This window comes from Mitsuaria sp. WAJ17 (assembly GCF_014174515.1).
In the GTDB taxonomy this organism is placed as follows: Bacteria; Pseudomonadota; Gammaproteobacteria; order Burkholderiales; family Burkholderiaceae_C; genus Roseateles_B.
Genome location: NZ_JACJUG010000015.1, coordinates 112,357 through 130,128, shown reverse-complemented (window position 1 = coordinate 130,128; position 17,772 = coordinate 112,357). Strand labels below are relative to the sequence as shown.

The 17,772-nt window shown below is 69.9% G+C and carries 13 protein-coding genes; 8 read left to right on the top strand and 5 right to left on the bottom strand.

The annotated features are described in order from the left end of the window. Nucleotides 1-26: 26 nt before the first annotated feature. The 3 genes from mutL to miaA all read left to right on the top strand — a co-directional run bounded on the left by mutL (nt 27) and on the right by miaA (nt 4,600). Nucleotides 27-1,961 carry a DNA mismatch repair endonuclease MutL gene (gene mutL, locus H5407_RS14055; protein ID WP_183105082.1) on the top strand — a complete coding sequence of 645 codons (1,935 nt, stop codon included), beginning with the start codon at nt 27-29 and terminating at the stop codon, nt 1,959-1,961. 75 nt (nt 1,962-2,036) lie between these two features. Further along, nucleotides 2,037-3,662 (top strand): pseudouridine synthase, encoded by a 1,626-nt coding sequence (locus H5407_RS14050; RefSeq protein ID WP_220800619.1) that lies wholly within the window; start codon nt 2,037-2,039, stop codon nt 3,660-3,662. Nucleotides 3,663-3,673: 11 nt separating this feature from the next. Beyond that, entirely contained in the window at nt 3,674-4,600 is a 927-nt protein-coding gene (miaA, locus tag H5407_RS14045; RefSeq protein WP_183105081.1) for a tRNA (adenosine(37)-N6)-dimethylallyltransferase MiaA, read from the top strand. A gap of 9 nt (nt 4,601-4,609) precedes the next feature. Here miaA and H5407_RS14040 read toward each other — a convergent pair whose 3' ends face one another. Next, the gene (locus tag H5407_RS14040; protein ID WP_183105080.1) at nt 4,610-5,428 is read right to left on the bottom strand and encodes a GGDEF domain-containing protein; all 819 of its coding nucleotides are present in this window, start codon (nt 5,426-5,428) and stop codon (nt 4,610-4,612) included. A 215-nt stretch (nt 5,429-5,643) separates the two neighbouring features. Between H5407_RS14040 and H5407_RS14035 the strand changes: the two genes are divergently transcribed. The 3 genes from H5407_RS14035 to H5407_RS14025 all read left to right on the top strand — a co-directional run bounded on the left by H5407_RS14035 (nt 5,644) and on the right by H5407_RS14025 (nt 9,020). After that, nucleotides 5,644-7,779 (top strand): acetyl-CoA hydrolase/transferase C-terminal domain-containing protein, encoded by a 2,136-nt coding sequence (locus H5407_RS14035; RefSeq protein WP_183105079.1) that lies wholly within the window; start codon nt 5,644-5,646, stop codon nt 7,777-7,779. A 94-nt stretch (nt 7,780-7,873) separates the two neighbouring features. Beyond that, the gene (locus tag H5407_RS14030) at nt 7,874-8,767 is read left to right on the top strand and encodes an SPFH domain-containing protein (RefSeq protein ID WP_183105078.1); all 894 of its coding nucleotides are present in this window, start codon (nt 7,874-7,876) and stop codon (nt 8,765-8,767) included. 7 nt (nt 8,768-8,774) lie between these two features. After that, the gene (locus tag H5407_RS14025) at nt 8,775-9,020 is read left to right on the top strand and encodes a toxin-antitoxin system HicB family antitoxin (RefSeq protein WP_183105077.1); all 246 of its coding nucleotides are present in this window, start codon (nt 8,775-8,777) and stop codon (nt 9,018-9,020) included. Between the two features lie 30 nt (nt 9,021-9,050). Here the strand turns inward: H5407_RS14025 and H5407_RS14020 are convergent, their stop codons facing one another. The 4 genes from H5407_RS14020 to H5407_RS14005 form a co-directional block, all read right to left on the bottom strand. Continuing rightward, the gene (locus H5407_RS14020; RefSeq protein ID WP_183105076.1) at nt 9,051-10,613 is read right to left on the bottom strand and encodes a DHA2 family efflux MFS transporter permease subunit; all 1,563 of its coding nucleotides are present in this window, start codon (nt 10,611-10,613) and stop codon (nt 9,051-9,053) included. A 2-nt stretch (nt 10,614-10,615) separates the two neighbouring features. Next, entirely contained in the window at nt 10,616-11,923 is a 1,308-nt protein-coding gene (locus tag H5407_RS14015) for an efflux RND transporter periplasmic adaptor subunit (protein WP_183105075.1), read from the bottom strand. Between the two features lie 76 nt (nt 11,924-11,999). Then, on the bottom strand, nt 12,000-13,448 hold the full coding sequence (locus H5407_RS14010; RefSeq protein ID WP_183105074.1) for an efflux transporter outer membrane subunit: 1,449 nt from the start codon (nt 13,446-13,448) through the stop codon (nt 12,000-12,002). 5 nt (nt 13,449-13,453) lie between these two features. After that, a complete protein-coding gene (locus H5407_RS14005; protein ID WP_183105073.1) occupies nt 13,454-13,951 on the bottom strand; it encodes a MarR family winged helix-turn-helix transcriptional regulator in 498 nt (165 codons plus the stop codon). A gap of 154 nt (nt 13,952-14,105) precedes the next feature. On the opposite strand from H5407_RS14005, the gene H5407_RS14000 reads away from it, so the two are divergent. Continuing rightward, complete coding sequence (locus H5407_RS14000) at nt 14,106-15,944, top strand: ABC transporter transmembrane domain-containing protein (protein ID WP_183105072.1); 1,839 nt, start codon at nt 14,106-14,108, stop codon at nt 15,942-15,944. A gap of 29 nt (nt 15,945-15,973) precedes the next feature. Continuing rightward, nucleotides 15,974-17,728, top strand: a complete 1,755-nt coding sequence (locus H5407_RS13995) for a mechanosensitive ion channel family protein (RefSeq protein WP_220800618.1) — start codon at nt 15,974-15,976, stop codon at nt 17,726-17,728. The last annotated feature ends 44 nt before the right edge of the window (nt 17,729-17,772 follow it).

Here is a 17,772-nt window from a genome sequence, read left to right as displayed (position 1 = left end):
TGCCAGCCTCCGTAGAATCTGCCGCCATGTCCGAGATGCCGTCCCCCACCCTGCCCGCCCCCGATGCCCCGCGCCGCGCCATCCGCGAACTGCCCGACGAGCTGATCAGCCAGATCGCCGCCGGCGAGGTCGTCGAGCGCCCCGCCTCCGTGGTGCGCGAGCTGGTGGACAACGCCCTGGACGCCGGCGCCACGCAGGTCAACGTCAAACTGATGGCCGGCGGCGTGCGTGCCATCGTGGTCGAGGACGACGGCCTGGGCATCCCGCCCGAAGAGCTACCCCTGGCGCTCAAGCGCCATGCGACCAGCAAGATCCGCTCGCTGGAGGAGCTGGAGTCGGTGGCCACCATGGGCTTCCGCGGCGAGGCCCTGGCGGCCATCAGCTCGGTGGCCGAGATGGCCATCGCGACGCGCTGCGAGGGCGCACCGCATGCGCACCGCCTGGAGGCGCGCTCGGGCGAGCTGAAGATCGCCGCCCGCTCGCGAGGCACCAGCGTCGAAGTGCGCGAGCTCTTTTTCAGCACCCCCGCCCGCCGCAAGTTCCTCAAGACCGACGCCACCGAGTTGGCCCACTGCCTAGAGTCCGTGCGACGCCATGCCCTGGCCCGGCCCGACGTGGGCTTTGCCGTGTGGCACGAGGGCAAGCTCGTGGAGCAATGGCGTGCAGGCTCGGCCGAGCAGCGCCTGCTAGACGTGCTGGGCGAGGACTTCTTCGGCAGCAGCCGCGCTGTCTATGCCGAGGCCGGCCCCCTGCGCATCTACGGCCGCGCCGGCCTGCCCGAGGCGGCGCGCAGCCGCTCGGACATGCAGTACGTCTACGTCAACGGCCGCTACGTGCGCGACAAGCTCATCGCCCACGGCATCCGCTCTGCCTACGAGGATCAGTTGCACGGCAGCCGCCAGCCCAGCTACGTGCTCTTCATCGACATCGCGCCGGACCGGGTGGACGTCAACGTGCACCCCACCAAGATCGAGGTGCGCTTTCGCGACGGCCGCGAGATCCACCAGCAGGTGCGCTACGCCGTACAGGATGCCCTGGCCCTGTCGCGCGCCCAGACCGGTGAGATGGCGGCTGGGGCGACGGCCGAGGCCATCAACAGCCCGCAGGCCGCCGCGGCCTTTGCAGCCGCCGTGCCTGGCGAACGCCCTGCCCCGGGCCAGCCGCCCGCCTGGTTCAACGCCTCGGCCCCCGCCGAGCCCCGCGCCGAGGCCCCCCGACTCTATGGCGGCACGCCCAGCTGGCGCAGCAATACCCAGTCCAGCCTGGGCCTGGGCGAGGTCCAGGCCTTGTATGCGCCCGAGCGGCCCATTCCGGCCGCCCCCTGGGCCGCCACGGCCCCGGCGCCGCAGCCTGCCCCCGCCCCACTGCCCGAGGGCGACTGGCCCCTGGGCCGCGCCATCGCCCAGATCCAGGGGGTGTATGTGCTGGCCGAGAACGCGCAGGGTCTGGTGATTGTGGACATGCATGCGGCCCATGAGCGCGTGGTCTACGAGCGCCTCAAGGCCGCACTGGGCGAGGCCCGCATCGAGACCCAGCCCCTGCTGATCCCCGTCACCTTTGCCGCGACGCCCACCGAGATTGCCACGGCGGAAGCACAGGCCGAGACGCTGCAAAAGCTGGGGCTGGACCTCTCTCCCCTCTCCGCCCAGGTGTTGGCCCTGCGCTCGCGGCCCGCGCTGCTGTCTGGGGGCGACGTGGTCGAGCTGGCCCGCGGCGTGCTGGCTGAGTTGGCCCAGTTCGACGCCAGCCATGCCATCGAACGCGCCCAGCATGAGATCCTGGCCACCATGGCCTGCCACGGCGCCGTGCGCGCCAACCGCCAGCTGACCCTGGACGAGATGAACGCCCTGCTGCGCGACATGGAGCGCACCGAGCGCGCCGACCAGTGCAACCACGGCCGGCCCACCTGGCGCCAGCTGACGCTGCGCGAGCTCGACGCCCTGTTCCTGCGCGGGCGCTGAGGCCCCGGCCACCAAGGAAAACCCGTATCCGGGGCCTGTCCATGGTCCAATACGCCCTTGCACAGAAAGTCGTTCATGGCCACCCTGACCCTGAAGAAGAAGCCCGCCGGTGACAGCACCAAGACGGGCAAGCACGGCGAGCGCCGCCAGCCCCTGCGCGGCAGCGGCGTCTCCCGTACCCGCCCCACCCTCGCCCAGGCCCAGACCGAACGCGCCGAGCGCCAGGCGGCCTTCGAGGAGCGCCGTTCGTCGCAACCGCAGGAGCAGCGCCATGACGGCGGCCGCGGCCTGGCCCGGCCTGACCGCCCCGGCAAGCCCGGCGGCAAGCCCGGCTTCGGGGCCAAGCCCGGCGGCAAGTTCGGCGGCAAGCCCTTGCGCGGCGAAGGTCCGGGCCCCAGCCGTGACCGAGGCGACCGCGGGCACCGTGATGAACGCCCAGGCGGCGGATATCGCGGCCGCGATGACGAAGGCCGCTTCGAAGGCCGCTTCGAAGGTCGTTTCGAGAGCCGTGGCGAGAGCCGCGGTGGGCATCGTCATGAAGGCCACAGTGAGGGTCGCTACGAGAGTCGCTATGAAGGTCGCGGTGAAGGTCGCGGTGAAGGTCGCGGTGAAGGTCGATTCGAGGGTCGCCACCAAGGCCGAGGCCCCGCCCGCCCTGACGATCGCCGCCCCCATGGCTCAGCGCACGAGCCAGCCCGTGGCCATGGCCCCCGTGACGATCGCGGCCCGCGCCGTCATGCCGACCAGGACCCGGGCTGGGGCCAGCAGCGCCCAGCCCGTCGCAATGAATACGGCAGGGAGCCTGCGCCCGATCACCGCGGTGCCGACCGCGGCCGTGACGCCGCCGCCCGCCCCGACCAACGGCGTCAGACCGCCCTGCGCTCGCATCCCGAGCAGGCACCCCGCGCGCCGCAGCCCGCGCCCGAGCGCAGCAACAGCGCCGAGGGCGAGCGACTCTCCAAGCGCATGAGCGAGCAGGGCCTGGCCTCGCGCCGCGAGGCCGATGAATGGATCGCCGCCGGCTGGGTCAGGGTGGACGGCCATCTGGCCACGCTGGGCGAGCGCGTAGGCCCAGAGGCCCGCATCGAGATCGACCCCGCGGCCCGCCAACAGCAGGCGCAGCGCGTCACCATCCTGCTGCACAAGCCCATCGGCTATGTGTCCGGTCAGGCCGAGGACGGCTACGAGCCCGCCTCCGTGCTCATCAAGAGCGACACCCACTGGAAGGACGACCCCGCGGGCATCAAGTACCACGTGGGCCACAGCCGCTTCTTGGCGCCCGCAGGCCGCCTGGACATCGACTCCACCGGCCTGCTCGTACTGACCCAGGACGGGCGAATCGCCAAGCAGCTGATCGGTGACGACTCGAGCATCGAGAAGGAATACTTGGTGCGCGTCGAGTACGTGGGCATCAACGGCGTGAAGAACGAGTCCGGTCAGCTGGACGAGCAAGGCCTGGCCCTGCTCAACCACGGCCTGATGCTGGACGACGTCGAGCTCAAGCCGGCCAAGGTCAGCTGGGCCAACGAGGATCAGCTGCGCTTCGTGCTGCGGGAGGGCCGCAAGCGCCAGATCCGCCGCATGTGCGAGCTGGTGGGCCTCAAGGTGACGGCGCTCAAGCGCGTGCGCATCGGCCGTATCCCGCTGGGCCACTTGCCCGCGGGCCAGTGGCGCTTCCTGGCACCCTGGGAAAAGTTCTGACGCGCCCGGCCATGCAGTTCAAGCCCATTTGCCTGGCCGGCCCCACCGGCACCGGCAAGACCGCCTGTGCGCTGAAGGTGGCCGAGTACCTGCCGGTGGAGATCATCAGCGTGGACTCGGCCCTGGTCTACCGAGGCATGGACATCGGCACAGCCAAGCCCTCGGCGGCCGAGATGGCGGCGGTGCCGCATCACCTGATCGACATCATCGATCCGCTCGAGGCCTACTCGGCCGCCGAGTTTGCCCGCAGCGCGCAGCAGCTGGCCTCCGAGATCCTGGCGCGGGGCCGCCTGCCCCTGCTTGTGGGCGGCACCATGCTCTACTTCAAGGCGCTGCTCGACGGCCTCTCGCCCCTGCCCCAGGCCGACGAGGCCGTGCGCCGCGAGATCGATGCACGCGCCGCAGCCCAGGGCTGGCCGGCCCTCCACGAGGAACTGGCCCGCATCGACCCCCAGACCGCCGCGCGGCTCGCGCCCAATGATGCCCAGCGCATCCAACGCGCCCTGGAGGTCTGGCAGCTCAGCGGGCAGACGATGTCCCAGCTCCATGCCCAGGAGGAGCGCAGCCCCGGCGTGGACTGGCCCCTGATCTCGCTGGAAACTGAGGACCGCGCCTGGTTGCACAAGCGCCTCGGCCAGCGCTTTGCGCAGATGCTGGACCAAGGCCTGGTGGACGAAGTGCGGGCCTTGCGTGCCCGTGGCGACCTGCACCTGGGCCTGCCCTCCATGCGCTGCGTGGGCTATCGCCAGACCTGGGAAGCGCTGGATGCCGACTGTCTTGACGCGCTGCAGGAGCGCGGCGCCGCCGCCACCCGCCAGTTGGCCAAGCGCCAGATCACCTGGCTGCGCTCCATGCCGCAGCGCATCGTGCTGGACTGCCAGTCGCCCCAGGCACCGCTGCACCTCATGGCGCAACTGCAGCGGCTGCTGGGGACCTGAGCGCCGGGCTCAGTGCGCGTAGCTGGAATGGCCGGGCTGCAGGCCCAGCTTCGCACGCACGCAGTTGCGGCCCGCGGCCTTGGCGTTGTAGAGCGCCTCGTCGGCATCGTGGATCAGGTGATCCAGGGTCAGGTGCTCGTACTGCAGTGAGGCCACGCCCAGGCTGACGCTCACCGGCACGTCGCGCTCCTCCCAGCTGAAGTCCAGCTGTTCCACGCGCTCGCGAATGCGCTCGGCCACGTCCAGCGCGCCCAGCGGATCAGTGTGGGGCAGGAAGACGGCAAACTCCTCGCCACCGAAACGGGCCAGGACGTCGGCCTGGCGCAAGGTCTCGCCGCTGACGCGCGCGATCTCGCGCAGCAGCCGGTCGCCGCAGAGATGGCCGTGGGTGTCGTTGACCTTCTTGAAGTGGTCCACGTCCATCAGCAGCAGGGCACAGTCCATGTTGTAGCGCTTGGCGCGCGACCATTCGCGATCGACCAGTTGCAGGAAATGTCGGCGGTTGAATGTGCCGGTCAGCGGATCCAGCGTGGCATGGTGGCTCACACGTTGCCGGGTCTGGTCCTGGAACTGCACCAGGCGCAGGAAGAGGTAGCCGAAGACCCCTGTGATCAGCAGCGCGCAAGCCGAGGTGCACAGCGTGGCCACCAGGCGATCGCCCCGCCCCATCACCGTGATCAGCAACTGGGACAGGCCCAGGGCCAACAGCCAGACCGTGCCGCACAGCACCGACAAGCCCGCCCAAAGCCCGCGGCGGGTCACAAGGTGGCCAAACCAGGGCAGCCAGGCTGGGGCATCGTGTTCGAGGTCTGGCGACGGCGTGGACATGAACGAAGGGCGGACAGGGCGCGAGGAGTGGCAGGGGGACAACTGCAGCCCCTATTGCAGCACACTCCGCGCACCTCCAGACGCCCGGCACCACGATCAAGGGGCCTTGGCAATTCCCCCTTGCGCGACGCGGCCACCGACGTCATGACTTGCCCAATATCAAGCCGCAGCCTGCCGCCAGCGGAGACACTGCAGACTCATCGAGGAGAGTCTCCATGACGTCCATTGCGCCCCTTCCCCGTGCCGAGCAGGCTGCCCTCGTCCAGGATCTGGAACATGCGGTCGATCTCATCCTCCAGCGGGTGCCCGGCGACCTCGTCCTGGCCATTCCCCTGGGTCTGGGCAAACCCAATCCGCTGGTCAACACCCTGTACCGCCGCGTGAGCCGCATGCCCGAGCGCCGGCTGAAGATCTACACCGCCCTGTCCCTGGAGAAGCCGGTGGGCAAGAGCGAGCTGGAGCAGCAGTTCCTCGCGCCCCTGGTCGAGCGCGTCTTCGCCGACTACCCGGACCTGGACTACGTGAAGGCGCATCGCGCCCAGGCCCTGCCGCCCAATGTCGAGGTCCATGAGTTCTTCCTCAAGACCGGCGACTATCTGGGCAACCCGCTGGCACAGCAGGGCTTCGTCTGCACCAACTACAGCTTCGTGGTGCGGGACATGATGAGCCACGGCGTCAACCTCATCCTGCAAGCGGTGGCCTGCCGGGAGGACGCTGGCGGGCGGCAGCTGTCCCTTTCCTGCAATCCCGATCTCAGCCTGGACCTCGTCGAGCGCCTGGCCGCCCAGGGCCGCAAGCCGCTGACGGTGCTGATGATCAACCGCCAACTGCCCTTCATGACCGGGCCCGCCGTGGTGCCACCGGACTTCGCGGACCTGGTGGTCGAGACCCCCGAGACCACCCATCAGCTCTTCGCCCCGCCCAATGCCGCCATCGGCTGGGCCGACTACGCCATCGGCCTTCATGCCGCCAGCCTGGTCAGGGACGGGGGCACGCTGCAGATCGGCATCGGCTCACTGGGCGACGCCATTGCGCAGGCCCTCATCGTGCGCCAGACGCGGCCCGAGGCCTTCCGCCAGATGCTGGCCGGCCTGTGTCTGGAGGGCACGGCGGCGCGCGAGATGCGGCCCTTCGAGCAGGGCGTCTACGGTTGCTCGGAGATGTTCGTCAATGGCCTGCTGCAGCTGATCCAAGCCGGCATCGTGAGGCGCCGCGTCTACCAGGATGAAGCCCTGCAAACCCTCGCGCTGGAGGGCGCACTCGGGGAGGTGCCCAGCATCGACACCCTGCTCGCCCTGCAGGCGATGGGTGCCCTGCGCCTGCCCCTGGACGCCGCCGCGCTGCGCCACTGGCAGGCCCAGGGCCTGCTGAGCGAATCCCTGAGCCTCGAGGCCGCGCGGGCCCTGCCCGGCGAGCTGTCCGGCAGCCAGTCCCTGCAAGCCTGGAGCGAGGTGCTGGGCCCGCGCTGGCGCCAGGCGGCTCTGCTGCATGGCGGCTTCTTCCTGGGGCCGCGCGACTTCTACCAGACCCTGCGCCAGTTGGACGAGCCCCTGCGCGAGCAGATCGCCATGACCCGCATCGGCTACATCAACGAGCTTTACGGCGATGCCCTGGGCAGCGAGCGACTCAAGCGCCTGCAGCGCCGCGAGGCCCGCTTCATGAACACCACCATGAAGATGACCTTGCTGGGCGCGGCCGGCTCGGACGCCCTGGAATCCGGTCAGGTGGTCTCGGGCGTGGGTGGCCAGTACAACTTCGTGGCCATGGGCCATGCGCTGCCGGATGCCCGCTCCATCCTGATGCTGCGCGCCACCCACGACAACCACCACGGCCTGACCAGCTCCATCGTCTGGAACTACGGCAACGTGACCATCCCGCGCCACCTGCGCGACATCGTCATCACCGAATACGGCGTGGCCGACCTGCGCGGCAAGTCCGACACCGACGTGGTCCAGGCCCTGATCCGCATTGCCGACTCGCGCTTCCAGGACGAGCTGGTGCGCGAGGCCCAGGCCCACGGCAAGCTGGCCGCGGACTGGCAGTTGCCCGACACCTGGCGCTGCAACCGCCCCGAGAACCTGCGCGAGCATCTGCGCCCCTGGCGCAACGAAGGCCTGCTGCCGGACTTCCCCTTCGGCACCGACCTCACCGAGGACGAGCTGAAGATCGTCCGATCACTCAAGAAGCTCAAGCACGCCAGCACCCATCCGGTGGAGTTGGTCGGGCTGATCCTGCGCAGCCTTCAGGGCCTGCCCGAAGTGCCGGAGGCCTATCTGGAGCGCCTGGGCCTGGACCAGGCGCACAGCTTCAAGCAGCTGTTCCTCAAGCGCCTGTTCGCCGCCAATCTGTGACCGAGGCCTGCTCGGGCCATGACCTCCGGCAGGGCTTGCCAAGTGGGCAATTCTGGAATTAAAGTGATATCACATTAATTCACAGGAGGGCCTCATGAGCACCGCCCGTTCGACCCCGCAGCAAATCCACACCGCCGAGCGGCCCGCACGCGCCGCCAACGGCTACCTGGCCCTGCTGGCCATTCTGGCTCTGTGGGGGCTGGCGGCCTTCATGGCCGCGGTGGCCCATCACCTGATCGGAGCCCTGCTGAGCACGGGCCTGTCCGTCCTCGTGGCCGCAGGGCTGTACATGCAGCAACCCAACGAGGGCCGGGTGATGACGCTCTTCGGCCGCTATATCGGCACCGACCGCGAGCCCGGCCTGCGCTGGGCCAACCCCTTCGCCGGCAAGCAGCGCCTTTCGCTGCGCTCGCGCAACCTCACCTCGCCCACGCTGAAGGTCAATGACAAGCGCGGCAACCCCATCGAGATCAGCGCCGCCGTGGTCTGGCGCGTCAGCGACACGGCCCAGGCCCTGTTCGACGTCGACAGCTACGAGACCTATGTGCAGATCCAGGCCGAGGCCGCGCTGCGCCACACCGCCAACCTCTACGCCTACGACGACGGCGAGGACCTGCAAGCCGGCGAAACCACGCTGCGCGCAGGCCAGGACGAGGTCGCCGCGGCCATGAAGACCGAGTTGCAGGAGCGCTTCGCAGCGGCCGGCGTGGAGGTGCTGGACGCCAAGCTGACCCACCTCGCCTACGCCCCCGAGATCGCCCAGGTGATGCTGCGCCGCCAGCAGGCCGAGGCCATCATCAGCGCCCGCCAGCGCATCGTGCATGGCGCGGTGAGCATGGTGGAGTCGGCGCTGAAGGGCCTTTCCGAGCGCGAAATCGTGGTGCTGGACGACGAGCGCAAGGCCGCCATGGTGTCCAACCTGCTGGTCGTGCTGTGTTCCGACAAGGACACCCAGCCCATCGTCAACGCCGGCACGCTCTACAACTGAGTTCCTCATGGCCAGCCCGGGCAAGAAGAGCTTCCTGCTGCGCCTCCCGCCGGAGTTGTGGGACGAGATCGAGCGCCTGGCCGCTCGGGAGCTGCGCTCCAGCAATGCGCAGATCGAGTACCTGCTGCGCGAGGCCCTGCAGCGGCGCGGCATCCGCCTGGACACCGCGCCGGCTGCGAAGCGGGGGCGACCGCCCAGAGAGGCGGGCGGCGGCGACGAGAACCCGGAAATTGAAAAGGGCGAGGACCGCTGAGGCCTCGCCCTTTTTGTCATGCCGGCGACTTCAGTGCGCGCCGCCCGCGTCCACCGGTGCCGCCAGGCGCGGCGGCCGCTTGGTGAGCCACACCGCGGCGATCAGCATCAGGAAGATGGCGGCCGAGGCAATGAAGATGTCATCGGCCGCGCGGGTGAAGGCCTGTTGGTCCACCATGCGGTTGAGCCAGGCCAGGGACTGCTCCTGGCTCATGCCGCCTGCCTGCAGCTGGCGTAGGGTCTCGGTGGTCACCGCATCGCCCTGCGCCAGGCGCTCGGCCAAGTGGTGGTGATGCAGGGTGGCGCGGTTCTCCCACAGCGTGGTCGAGATCGAAGTACCCATGGCGCCCGCGGTGATCCGCACGAAATTCGACAGGCCCGCCGCCGCCGCGATGCGGTCCGGCGTGATGCCCGACAGCGTCAGCGTGGTCAGCGGGATGAAAAAGAAGGCCAGCGCGGCGCCCTGCAGGATCGTCGGGATCATGATGGTCGCGAAGTCCGTCTGCGTGGTGAAGTTGCCGCGCATCTTGAGCACGATGGCGAACATAACGAAGGCGAAGCTGGCCATCCAGCGCGGATCCATCCGGGCCACATTGCGTCCCACCACGGGCGACAGCAGGATGGCCAGCAGCCCCACCGGCGCCAGCGCCATGCCGGCGTCGGTGGCCGTGTAGCCCATCCACTGCTGCAGCCACAGGGGCAGCAGCACCACATTGCCGAAGAACAGGCCATAGGCAATGGACAGCGTGGCCGCACCGAAGAGGAAGTTGCGCCGCGCGAAGAGGCGCAGATCCACCACCGGGTGCTCGTCCGTCAGCTCCCACACGAGGAAGAAGGCGAAGCCGATCAGCGCCGTCAGGCCCAGGATGCAGATCTCGGGGCTGGCGAACCAGTCCAGCTCCTTGCCCTTGTCCAACATGACCTGCAGCGCGCCGACCCACAGCACCAGCAGGGCCAGCCCCACGCCGTCGATGGGCAGCTTCTTGATCTGGGTCTCGCGCGACCGGTAGATGCTCCAGGTCATGCCCGCGGCCAGCAGGCCTACAGGGACATTGATGTAAAAAATCCAGGGCCAGGAGACGTTGTCCGTGATCCAGCCGCCCAGCAAGGGGCCGACCACGGGCGCGACCAGTGTCGTCACCCCCCACAAGGCCAGTGCAGTGCCTGCCTTGGCTGGCGGATAGCTGGACAACAGCAGGGTCTGGGACAGCGGGATCATGGGCCCTGCCACCAGGCCCTGCAGCACGCGGCAGGCCACCAGCATTTCCAGCGAATGCGCGAAGCCGCACAGCCAGGAGGCCAGGACGAAGAGCAGCACGCTGGTGGTGAACAGGCGCACCGCGCCGAAGCGCTGGGTGAGCCAGCCCGTCAGCGGCACAGAGATGGCATTGGCCACGCCGAAGCTCGTGATCACCCAGGTGCCCTGCACCGGGCTCACGCCCAGGTCGCCGGCGATGGCCGGCAGGGACACGTTGGCGATGGACGAGTCCAGCACGTTCATGAAAGTCGCCAGTGACAAGGCGATCGTGCCCATCACCAGGTCGGAGCCCTTGAGCGGCGGCGGGGGCGCCACGGCAGCAGCGGGGGCGCTCATGCTCAGGCCTTTCCGTGCAGGGCGTCGGCGTTGCGATGGATCTTTGCCACGGCCTTGGGCGCTGCGGCCACGGGCCTGGCTGCGCGGCCCAGGTTGGACTGGATGATGCGCTGGACTTCGGCGTCAGCCGCGCGGTCCTGGTCCTCGAAGACCTTGGTGGAGGTGGCGCTGCCGGCGGCGACGGTCTCGGACAGCGGCTTGCCCGACTGGTCCTTCACATCGACCGCCACGTTCATGGACAACCCCACGCGCAGCGGATGCTCGGCCAGTTCCTTGGCGTCAAGCGCGATGCGCACAGGCACGCGCTGCACGACCTTGATCCAGTTGCCCGTGGCGTTCTGGGCCGGCAGCACGGCAAAAGCCGCACCGGTGCCGGCGCCCAGGCCAACGACCTTGCCGTGGAACTCGGCCTTGTCGCCGTAGACGTCGGCCACCAGGGTCACCGGCTGGCCGATGCGCAGGCGGGCCAACTGGCCTTCCTTGAAGTTGGCATCGACCCAGGCCTGCTGCAGCCCCACCACGCTCATCAGCGGTGTCCCGGCGGCCACGCGCTGGCCCAGTTGCACGCTGCGGCGCGCCACCCAGCCGTTGACCGGGGCCACCAGCTCATTGCGCTGCACGGCCAGGAAGGTCTCGCGCACGCGGGCGGCGGCTCGCAGCACGTTGGGGTGCTGCTCGACGCTGGTGCCATCGGTCAGCGACTGGCTGGAGACCAACTGCTCGCGGGCTGCCTCGGCCGCGGCTTCGGCGGCCAAGGCAGCGGCCTGCGCAGTCCTGAGCTGGGCGCGGGCATGGTCCAGTTCCTCCTTACCGACGGCCCCGGTGGCCACCAGGGGCTCGCGGCGACTGACGTCGTCCTTGAGGCGGGCCACCTCGCTGCGGGCTCGCTGCAGGTCGGCCTCACGGCTGCGGACCTGGGCCTGCAAGGTCGCGTTGTTGGCGAAGAGGGTGCGGACCTCACGCACCGTCTGGCCCAGCTGTGCCTGGGCCTGGTCCAGGGCCATGCGGGCATCGACAGGGTCCAGGCTCACCAGCTTCTGGCCGGCCTTGACGGCGTCGGTGTCGTCCACATGGATGGCGCGCACGGTGCCACCAACCAGGGGCGTGATCTGCACGACGTTGGCCTGCACATAGGCGTTGTCGGTCTTCTCGAAGTGGCGGCCGACGAGCCACTCGTAGGCACTGTAGGCACCGAAGCCCAGGATGAGGGCGATGGCCACGGTGGTCAGGCCCTTCTTGCGTTGCGGGTTGCCGTTCTTGGCGGGTGCGGTGGTGGCCGGGGTGGCGGTGCTGCTGTTGTCTTGACTCATGGGGTGCTGTTCTTGGCGTTGGAGAGCGGCCGCATCGGGCAGACCGCTGGAATGCATGGGCAGGAGACGCCCGGCCTCAGGCGCGAGGCTCCGTACGGAGGGCTTCGCCGCCGAGGGCGCGCATCAGCAGCACGCGGCTGTCGAGCTGCTGGGCGCGCAGCTCCAGGGACTGGCGCTGCTGCTGGAGAAGGGCCAACTGCGCCTGGATCACGGGCAGTCGATTGCCCAGGCCGGCTGCCTGGCGCTCCTTTGCCAGGCCCAGCTGCTGCTCGTTGCTGCGCAGCAGGGCCTCCTGGGGCGCCTGCTGGGCCTGCAGGGAGCGCAGGGCTTCCCACTGCTCGCGGGCATCGCGCACGCCCTCGAGCACGGCGGCGTTGTAGGCCGCCACGGCGGCCTCCTGCTCGGCCACGGCAGACTTGAAACCGGCACGCAGGCGACCGGTGTCGAACAGGGGCAGGCGCAGCGAAGGGCCGAAGCCCAATTGGTGGCTGCCGCTCTCCAGCAGCTTGTCCAGGCCAATGCTGCTGAAGCCAGCGAAGGCATTGAGCGCCAGGTCCGGATAGAAGCGGCCACGGGCCGCGGTGATCTCGTAGCCAGCGGCTTCGACGCGGGCCAGGGCCGCCCGCACGTCGGGCCGAGAGGCCAGCAGGTCCAGGCTGGGCACCGTGGCCGGAGCGACCGTGGCCGGCAGCGCCGGCTGCCAGTCGGCCAGCGCTTCCAGTGGCTGCACGCTCAGGGCCGCCAGCTGCACGCGGTAGCCCTGGGCCAGCTGCCGCAGGGCCAGGACCTGGCGCTGCAGATCAGCCAGGGGCGCCTCGGCACTGCGCAGGTCGATGTCGGTGTCCAGCCCCGCGGCGCGGCGCTGGCGCACCAGGTCCAGGGCCTGCTGGCGCAGCACGATCTGCTGCTGCAGCAACTGCTCCTGGCTCACGCTGCGGGCCAGGCCCAGCCACGCTCTCAGCACCGCGCTGGCGATGTTCAGGCGGGCAGCCTCGCCCTCGGCCTGCAGGGCGCGCTGCTGGCCCAGCGTGGCCTGCAGCGCGGCCTGGTGGCGGCCGAAGAAATCCCAGTCATAGCTGACGCCGACCTGCAGGGTCGCGGTGTTCTGGACGCTGCCGGCCAGCGGCGGCGGGTACATGCCATGCTCGCTGAAGCGCTGCCGCTCGATGTCCAGCCCCATGCCGATCACCGGCTTGTCGGCCGCGGTGGCGTTGTCCACCGCAGCACCGGCCTTGGCGATGCGTGCGCGGGCCAGGGCCAGGCTGGGCGCATCGCGCAGGGCCTTGTCCATCAGTGCATTGAGACGCTCGTCGCCCCAAGCGCGCCACCAGGCGGTATCGACCAAGGCGGGGCCGGCGGCGTCGGCCGACTTGAGGCCCAGGGTCTCGCCCTGCAGGCGTTGCGGCGTGGCCGGCTGCTGAGGTATGGGGGCACAGGCCGTCATCAGGCCGAGGGCCAGCATCAGGCCCGGCCATGCGGACAGAGGAAGCGCGCCAGGGCGGCGGTGAAGGACGTTGGGGTGCATCGGTTTCATTCCTTGCTTGCCTCGCGCAGCGCCTCGCCATTGGCCACCAGGCGCTGCAGCAGTTCGATCAGGGTGCGCCACTCGGTCTCGGAGAAGCCGGCCAGGTGGGCGTTGAAGACTTCGGACAGCACGGCCGGCAGCTCGGCCGTGACCCGCTGGCCTTCCTCGCTCAGCGAGACCTGCACCACGCGGCGGTCGGTGCTGGAGCGCTCGCGCTGCACCAGGCCCTTGGCCTCGAGCCGGTCCAGCAGGCGGCTGAGGGCGCCGGCGTCCATGTCCAGCTCCTTGCCGAGCTGGACGGTGGAGTGCGGCCCGTGCAAGCGCAGCTTGAGCATGGGCGCCCATTGCGCGTGGGTAAGGTCGTGCCGGCACAGGCGTTTGTCCGCCAGATGGACGATGGACTGCTTGATGCGGTGCATCAGCCAGCCGATGCTGTCCTGGCTTCGGTAGTTGTCGGCGCTGTAGAAAGCGGCCGGCGGGGGGAGGGGTTTGGGTTGCTTCATATCAATTGCCTAGGCAATTATTGCCCAGGCAAGTATCCTTATGAAAGGCGGGGACTTCGTAATTCCCGTTCTAATTGCCGCATCTCGCACAGATCTGCTTGCAATGAGCGGGCCTGTCCCCAGATGCCAGCCACTCCTGCCGCACCCCCATCCCATGCCGGACACCGCCCAAACCATTGCTTCCCCCGTCCTCGCGCCGGCCCAGCGCAGCGCTCCCGGCGCCGACCAGGCCAAGGGCCCGCCCCAGGCCCTGGCCGCGCTGTGGCCCTTCCTGCGGCCCTACCGGGGGCGCGTGGTGCTGGCCGGGCTGTTCCTGCTGCTGGCGGCCATTAGCACCCTGCTCTTCCCGGTGGCCCTCAAGCAGCTGATCGACCAGGGCCTGGTGTCCAGCGACCCCAGCCAGCGGGTGATGGCCTTGCGCGGCCATTTCGGTGCCCTGTTCGGCGTGGGCATCGCCCTGGCGGTGTTCTCGGCAGCGCGCTTCTACAGCGTCACCTGGCTGGGCGAGCGCGTCACGGCGGACCTGCGCAACGCCGTCTACCACCATGTACTGAAGCAGAGCCCTGCCTTCTTCGAGACCACCCAGACGGGCGAGGTGCTGAGCCGCCTCACCACGGACACGACGGTGGTGCAGACCGTTGTGGGTTCCAGCTTCTCCATGGGCCTGCGCAATATGGTGATGGGCGTCGGCGCGCTGCTGATGCTGGTCTGGAGCAATCCCGGGCTGATGCTGCCGGTGCTGGGCCTGCTGGCCCTGGTCGTGCTGCCGGCCGTGCTGCTGGGACGCCGGGTGCGCAAGCTCAGCCGCGCCAGCCAGGACCGCGTGGCGGACACCAGCGCCATCGCCGCCGAGGTGATCAATGCCGTCACCGTGGTGCAGAGCTACACGCAGGAGGCCCGTGAAGGCCAGCGCTTCGAGCAGGCCAGCGAGGCCGCCTTCGACACCGCCCGCAAGCGCATGAGGGTGCGCGCCGGCCTCGTGGCCTTCCTGATCACCGCCACCTTCGGGGCCATGCTCTTCGGCCTCTACCGCGGCACGGAGGCCGTCATCGAGGGCCGAATGAGCGCCGGCCTGCTGGGCCAGACCCTGGTCTACGTCACCCTGCTCGTCTCCAGCGTGGCCGTGCTGTCCGAGGTCTGGGGCGATGTGCTGCGCGCGGCCGGCGCCATGGAGCGACTCAGCGAGCTGTTGGCGGCCCAGTCCCCCATCCAGGACCCGCCACGCGCGCTAGCCCTGCCGCCGGCCCGAGCCGGCGCCACGCTGGTGCTGGACGACGTCCACTTCCACTACCCTTCCCGCCCCGACAGGCCGGCGTTGCAGGGCCTGAGCCTGAGCCTCGCGCCCGGCGAGACCGTCGCGCTGGTCGGCGCCAGCGGCGCGGGCAAGAGCACGGTGCTGCAGCTGCTGCAGCGCTTCTACGACGCGCAGCAGGGCCGCATCGAGCTGGACGGCGTGCCCATCACGCAACTGCCCCTGCAGACCCTGCGCCAGCGGGTGGGCTTGGTACCCCAGGACAGTGTGATTTTCTCGACCAATGCGATGGAGAACATTCGCTACGGCCGCCCCGAGGCCACGGACGAGGAGGTCGTCGAAGCTGCCCGGGCCGCCTTCGCCCACGACTTCATCTGCGCCCTGCCCCAGGGCTACCAGACTTTCCTGGGTGAACGCGGCGTGCGGCTCTCAGGCGGGCAGCGTCAGCGCATCAGCATCGCCCGGGCCATCCTGAAGAACCCGCCCCTGCTGCTGCTGGACGAAGCCACCAGCGCGCTGGACGCAGAGAGCGAGCGCGTCGTGCAGGCCGCGCTGGAGGCCGCCATGCGCCAGCGCAGCACCCTGGTCATCGCCCACCGCCTGGCCACGGTGCAGCGGGCAGACCGCATCCTGGTGCTTGACCATGGGCATATCGTCGAGCAGGGCACGCATGCCGAGCTGGTGGAGCGCGGCGGCATCTACGCACGGCTGGCGGCGCTGCAGTTCCAGACCGGCGCCTGAGCTCCCCGGCGGGTAGAGTTGAGCCCGCCATGCCACCCGGACTGCCCATGACACGGACCTGCCTGCCCGCGCGCCTGCCCACGTGGCCCTCGCTTCTGGACCACCTCTCTCGCGTCCTGCTCCTGCTGCCGGCGGTCCTGCTGATGGCACTGCCTCTGGCCGGGCGCGCCCAGGCGCCGACGGCCGTGCCGTCCTCGGCCGTCGCGGCAGCGCTCCCTGCATCGCGGCCGGCGCATGCCGAGCCGCGGCTGCAACTGGCGGGGCGCGACATCGTCGTGTTCCGCGCCGCCGCACTGGGCCTGAGCCCGACCGACCGGCAGCGGCGCGCGCAGGCCCAGTTGCAGGCCGTGCTGGAGATGCCGGCGTCCGACTACCACGTGGCGCTGCGCCCCGCCGCCGAGGGCCGGGCCCTGCTGGTGAACGGGCAGCTGATCAGCGCTCTCATGCCGGCCGACCTTGGCATCGACGCCCCAACGGAGCAGGACCTGGACCGGCACGCACAGGAGGCCAAGGCCCAGCTGCAGCGAGCCCTTGCAGAGCACCAGGAGGCGCACAGCTGGCAGCGCCTGGGTCTCTCGGCGCTGTGGGTGCTGGGCTCGCTGGGCGTGTTGCTGCCGCTGCTCTGGGCCCTGCGCAAGGTGTCGCGGATCAGCCTGCGCCTGCTCGCGCGCGGGGCCGGCGCGCAGGCCCGCAAGCTGCAGGTCAGCGGGGTCACGCTGCTGAGCCTGGAGCGCCTGGGCGATGGCGTGCGACTGGTCGTGCGACTGCTGCATGCTGGCCTGTGGCTGCTGCTGGTGTACGAGTGGCTGGGCTGGGCGCTTCGCCAGTTCCCCTACACACGGGTGTGGGGCGAGCAGTTGCATGCTGCGCTGCGCGATGCCTTGGGCGGCGTGCTGGTCGGCGCGGCCAGCGCCTTGCCCCAGCTGCTGGTGGCCGTCCTGATCTTCGTGCTCGCGCATTTTCTGAGCACCGCTCTGGACCCCTTTTTCGAGCGCGCCGAGTCCGGCGCCGTCGATCTGGGCTGGCTGGACGCCGACACCGCCCGCCCGACGCGCCGCCTGCTGCGCCTGGGCATCTGGGCCTTCGCCGTGGCCATGGCCTACCCCTACCTTCCCGGCGCGCAGACCGAGGCCTTCAAGGGTCTGTCCGTGCTCATCGGTCTGATGGCCTCGCTGGGGGCCTCCAGCGTGGTGGGCCAGGCGGCCGCCGGGCTGATCCTCATGTACACGCGCACGCTGCGCATCGGCGAGTACGTGCGCATCGGCGAGCACGAAGGCACCGTCACCGAGCTGGGCACCTTCGCCACCCGCATCCGCACCGGCCAGGGCGACGAGCTCACCCTGCCCAACGCCCTGATCGCCGGCAGCGTCACGCGCAACTACTCCCGCACCGGCGGCGGCGCAGGCTTTGCGCTGGACACCACGGTGACCATCGGCTATGACACCGCCTGGCGCCAGGTCGAGGCCATGCTCAAGCTCGCGGCAGCCCGCACGCCCGGCATCCTGCAGGATCCCGCACCCCGCGTGTTCCAGACCGCGTTGTCGGACTTCTACGTCGAGTACCGCCTGGTGGTGCAGGCCCAGCCCACGGAGCCCGGCCCGCGCGCCCAGGTGCTGAGCCTGCTTCACGCGGAGATCCAGGACGTTTTCAACGAATTCGGCGTGCAGATCATGTCCCCGCACTACCTTGGCGATCCGGCAGAGGCCAAGGTGGTCCCGCCCGCCCGCTGGCGCCCCGCCCCGGCGCAGGACGGGCCGCAGAGCACACCACCGCTGGGGCGTTGAGCGGCTCGAATAAACTACGCTGCCTCATTTGCTGCCCAGGCGCT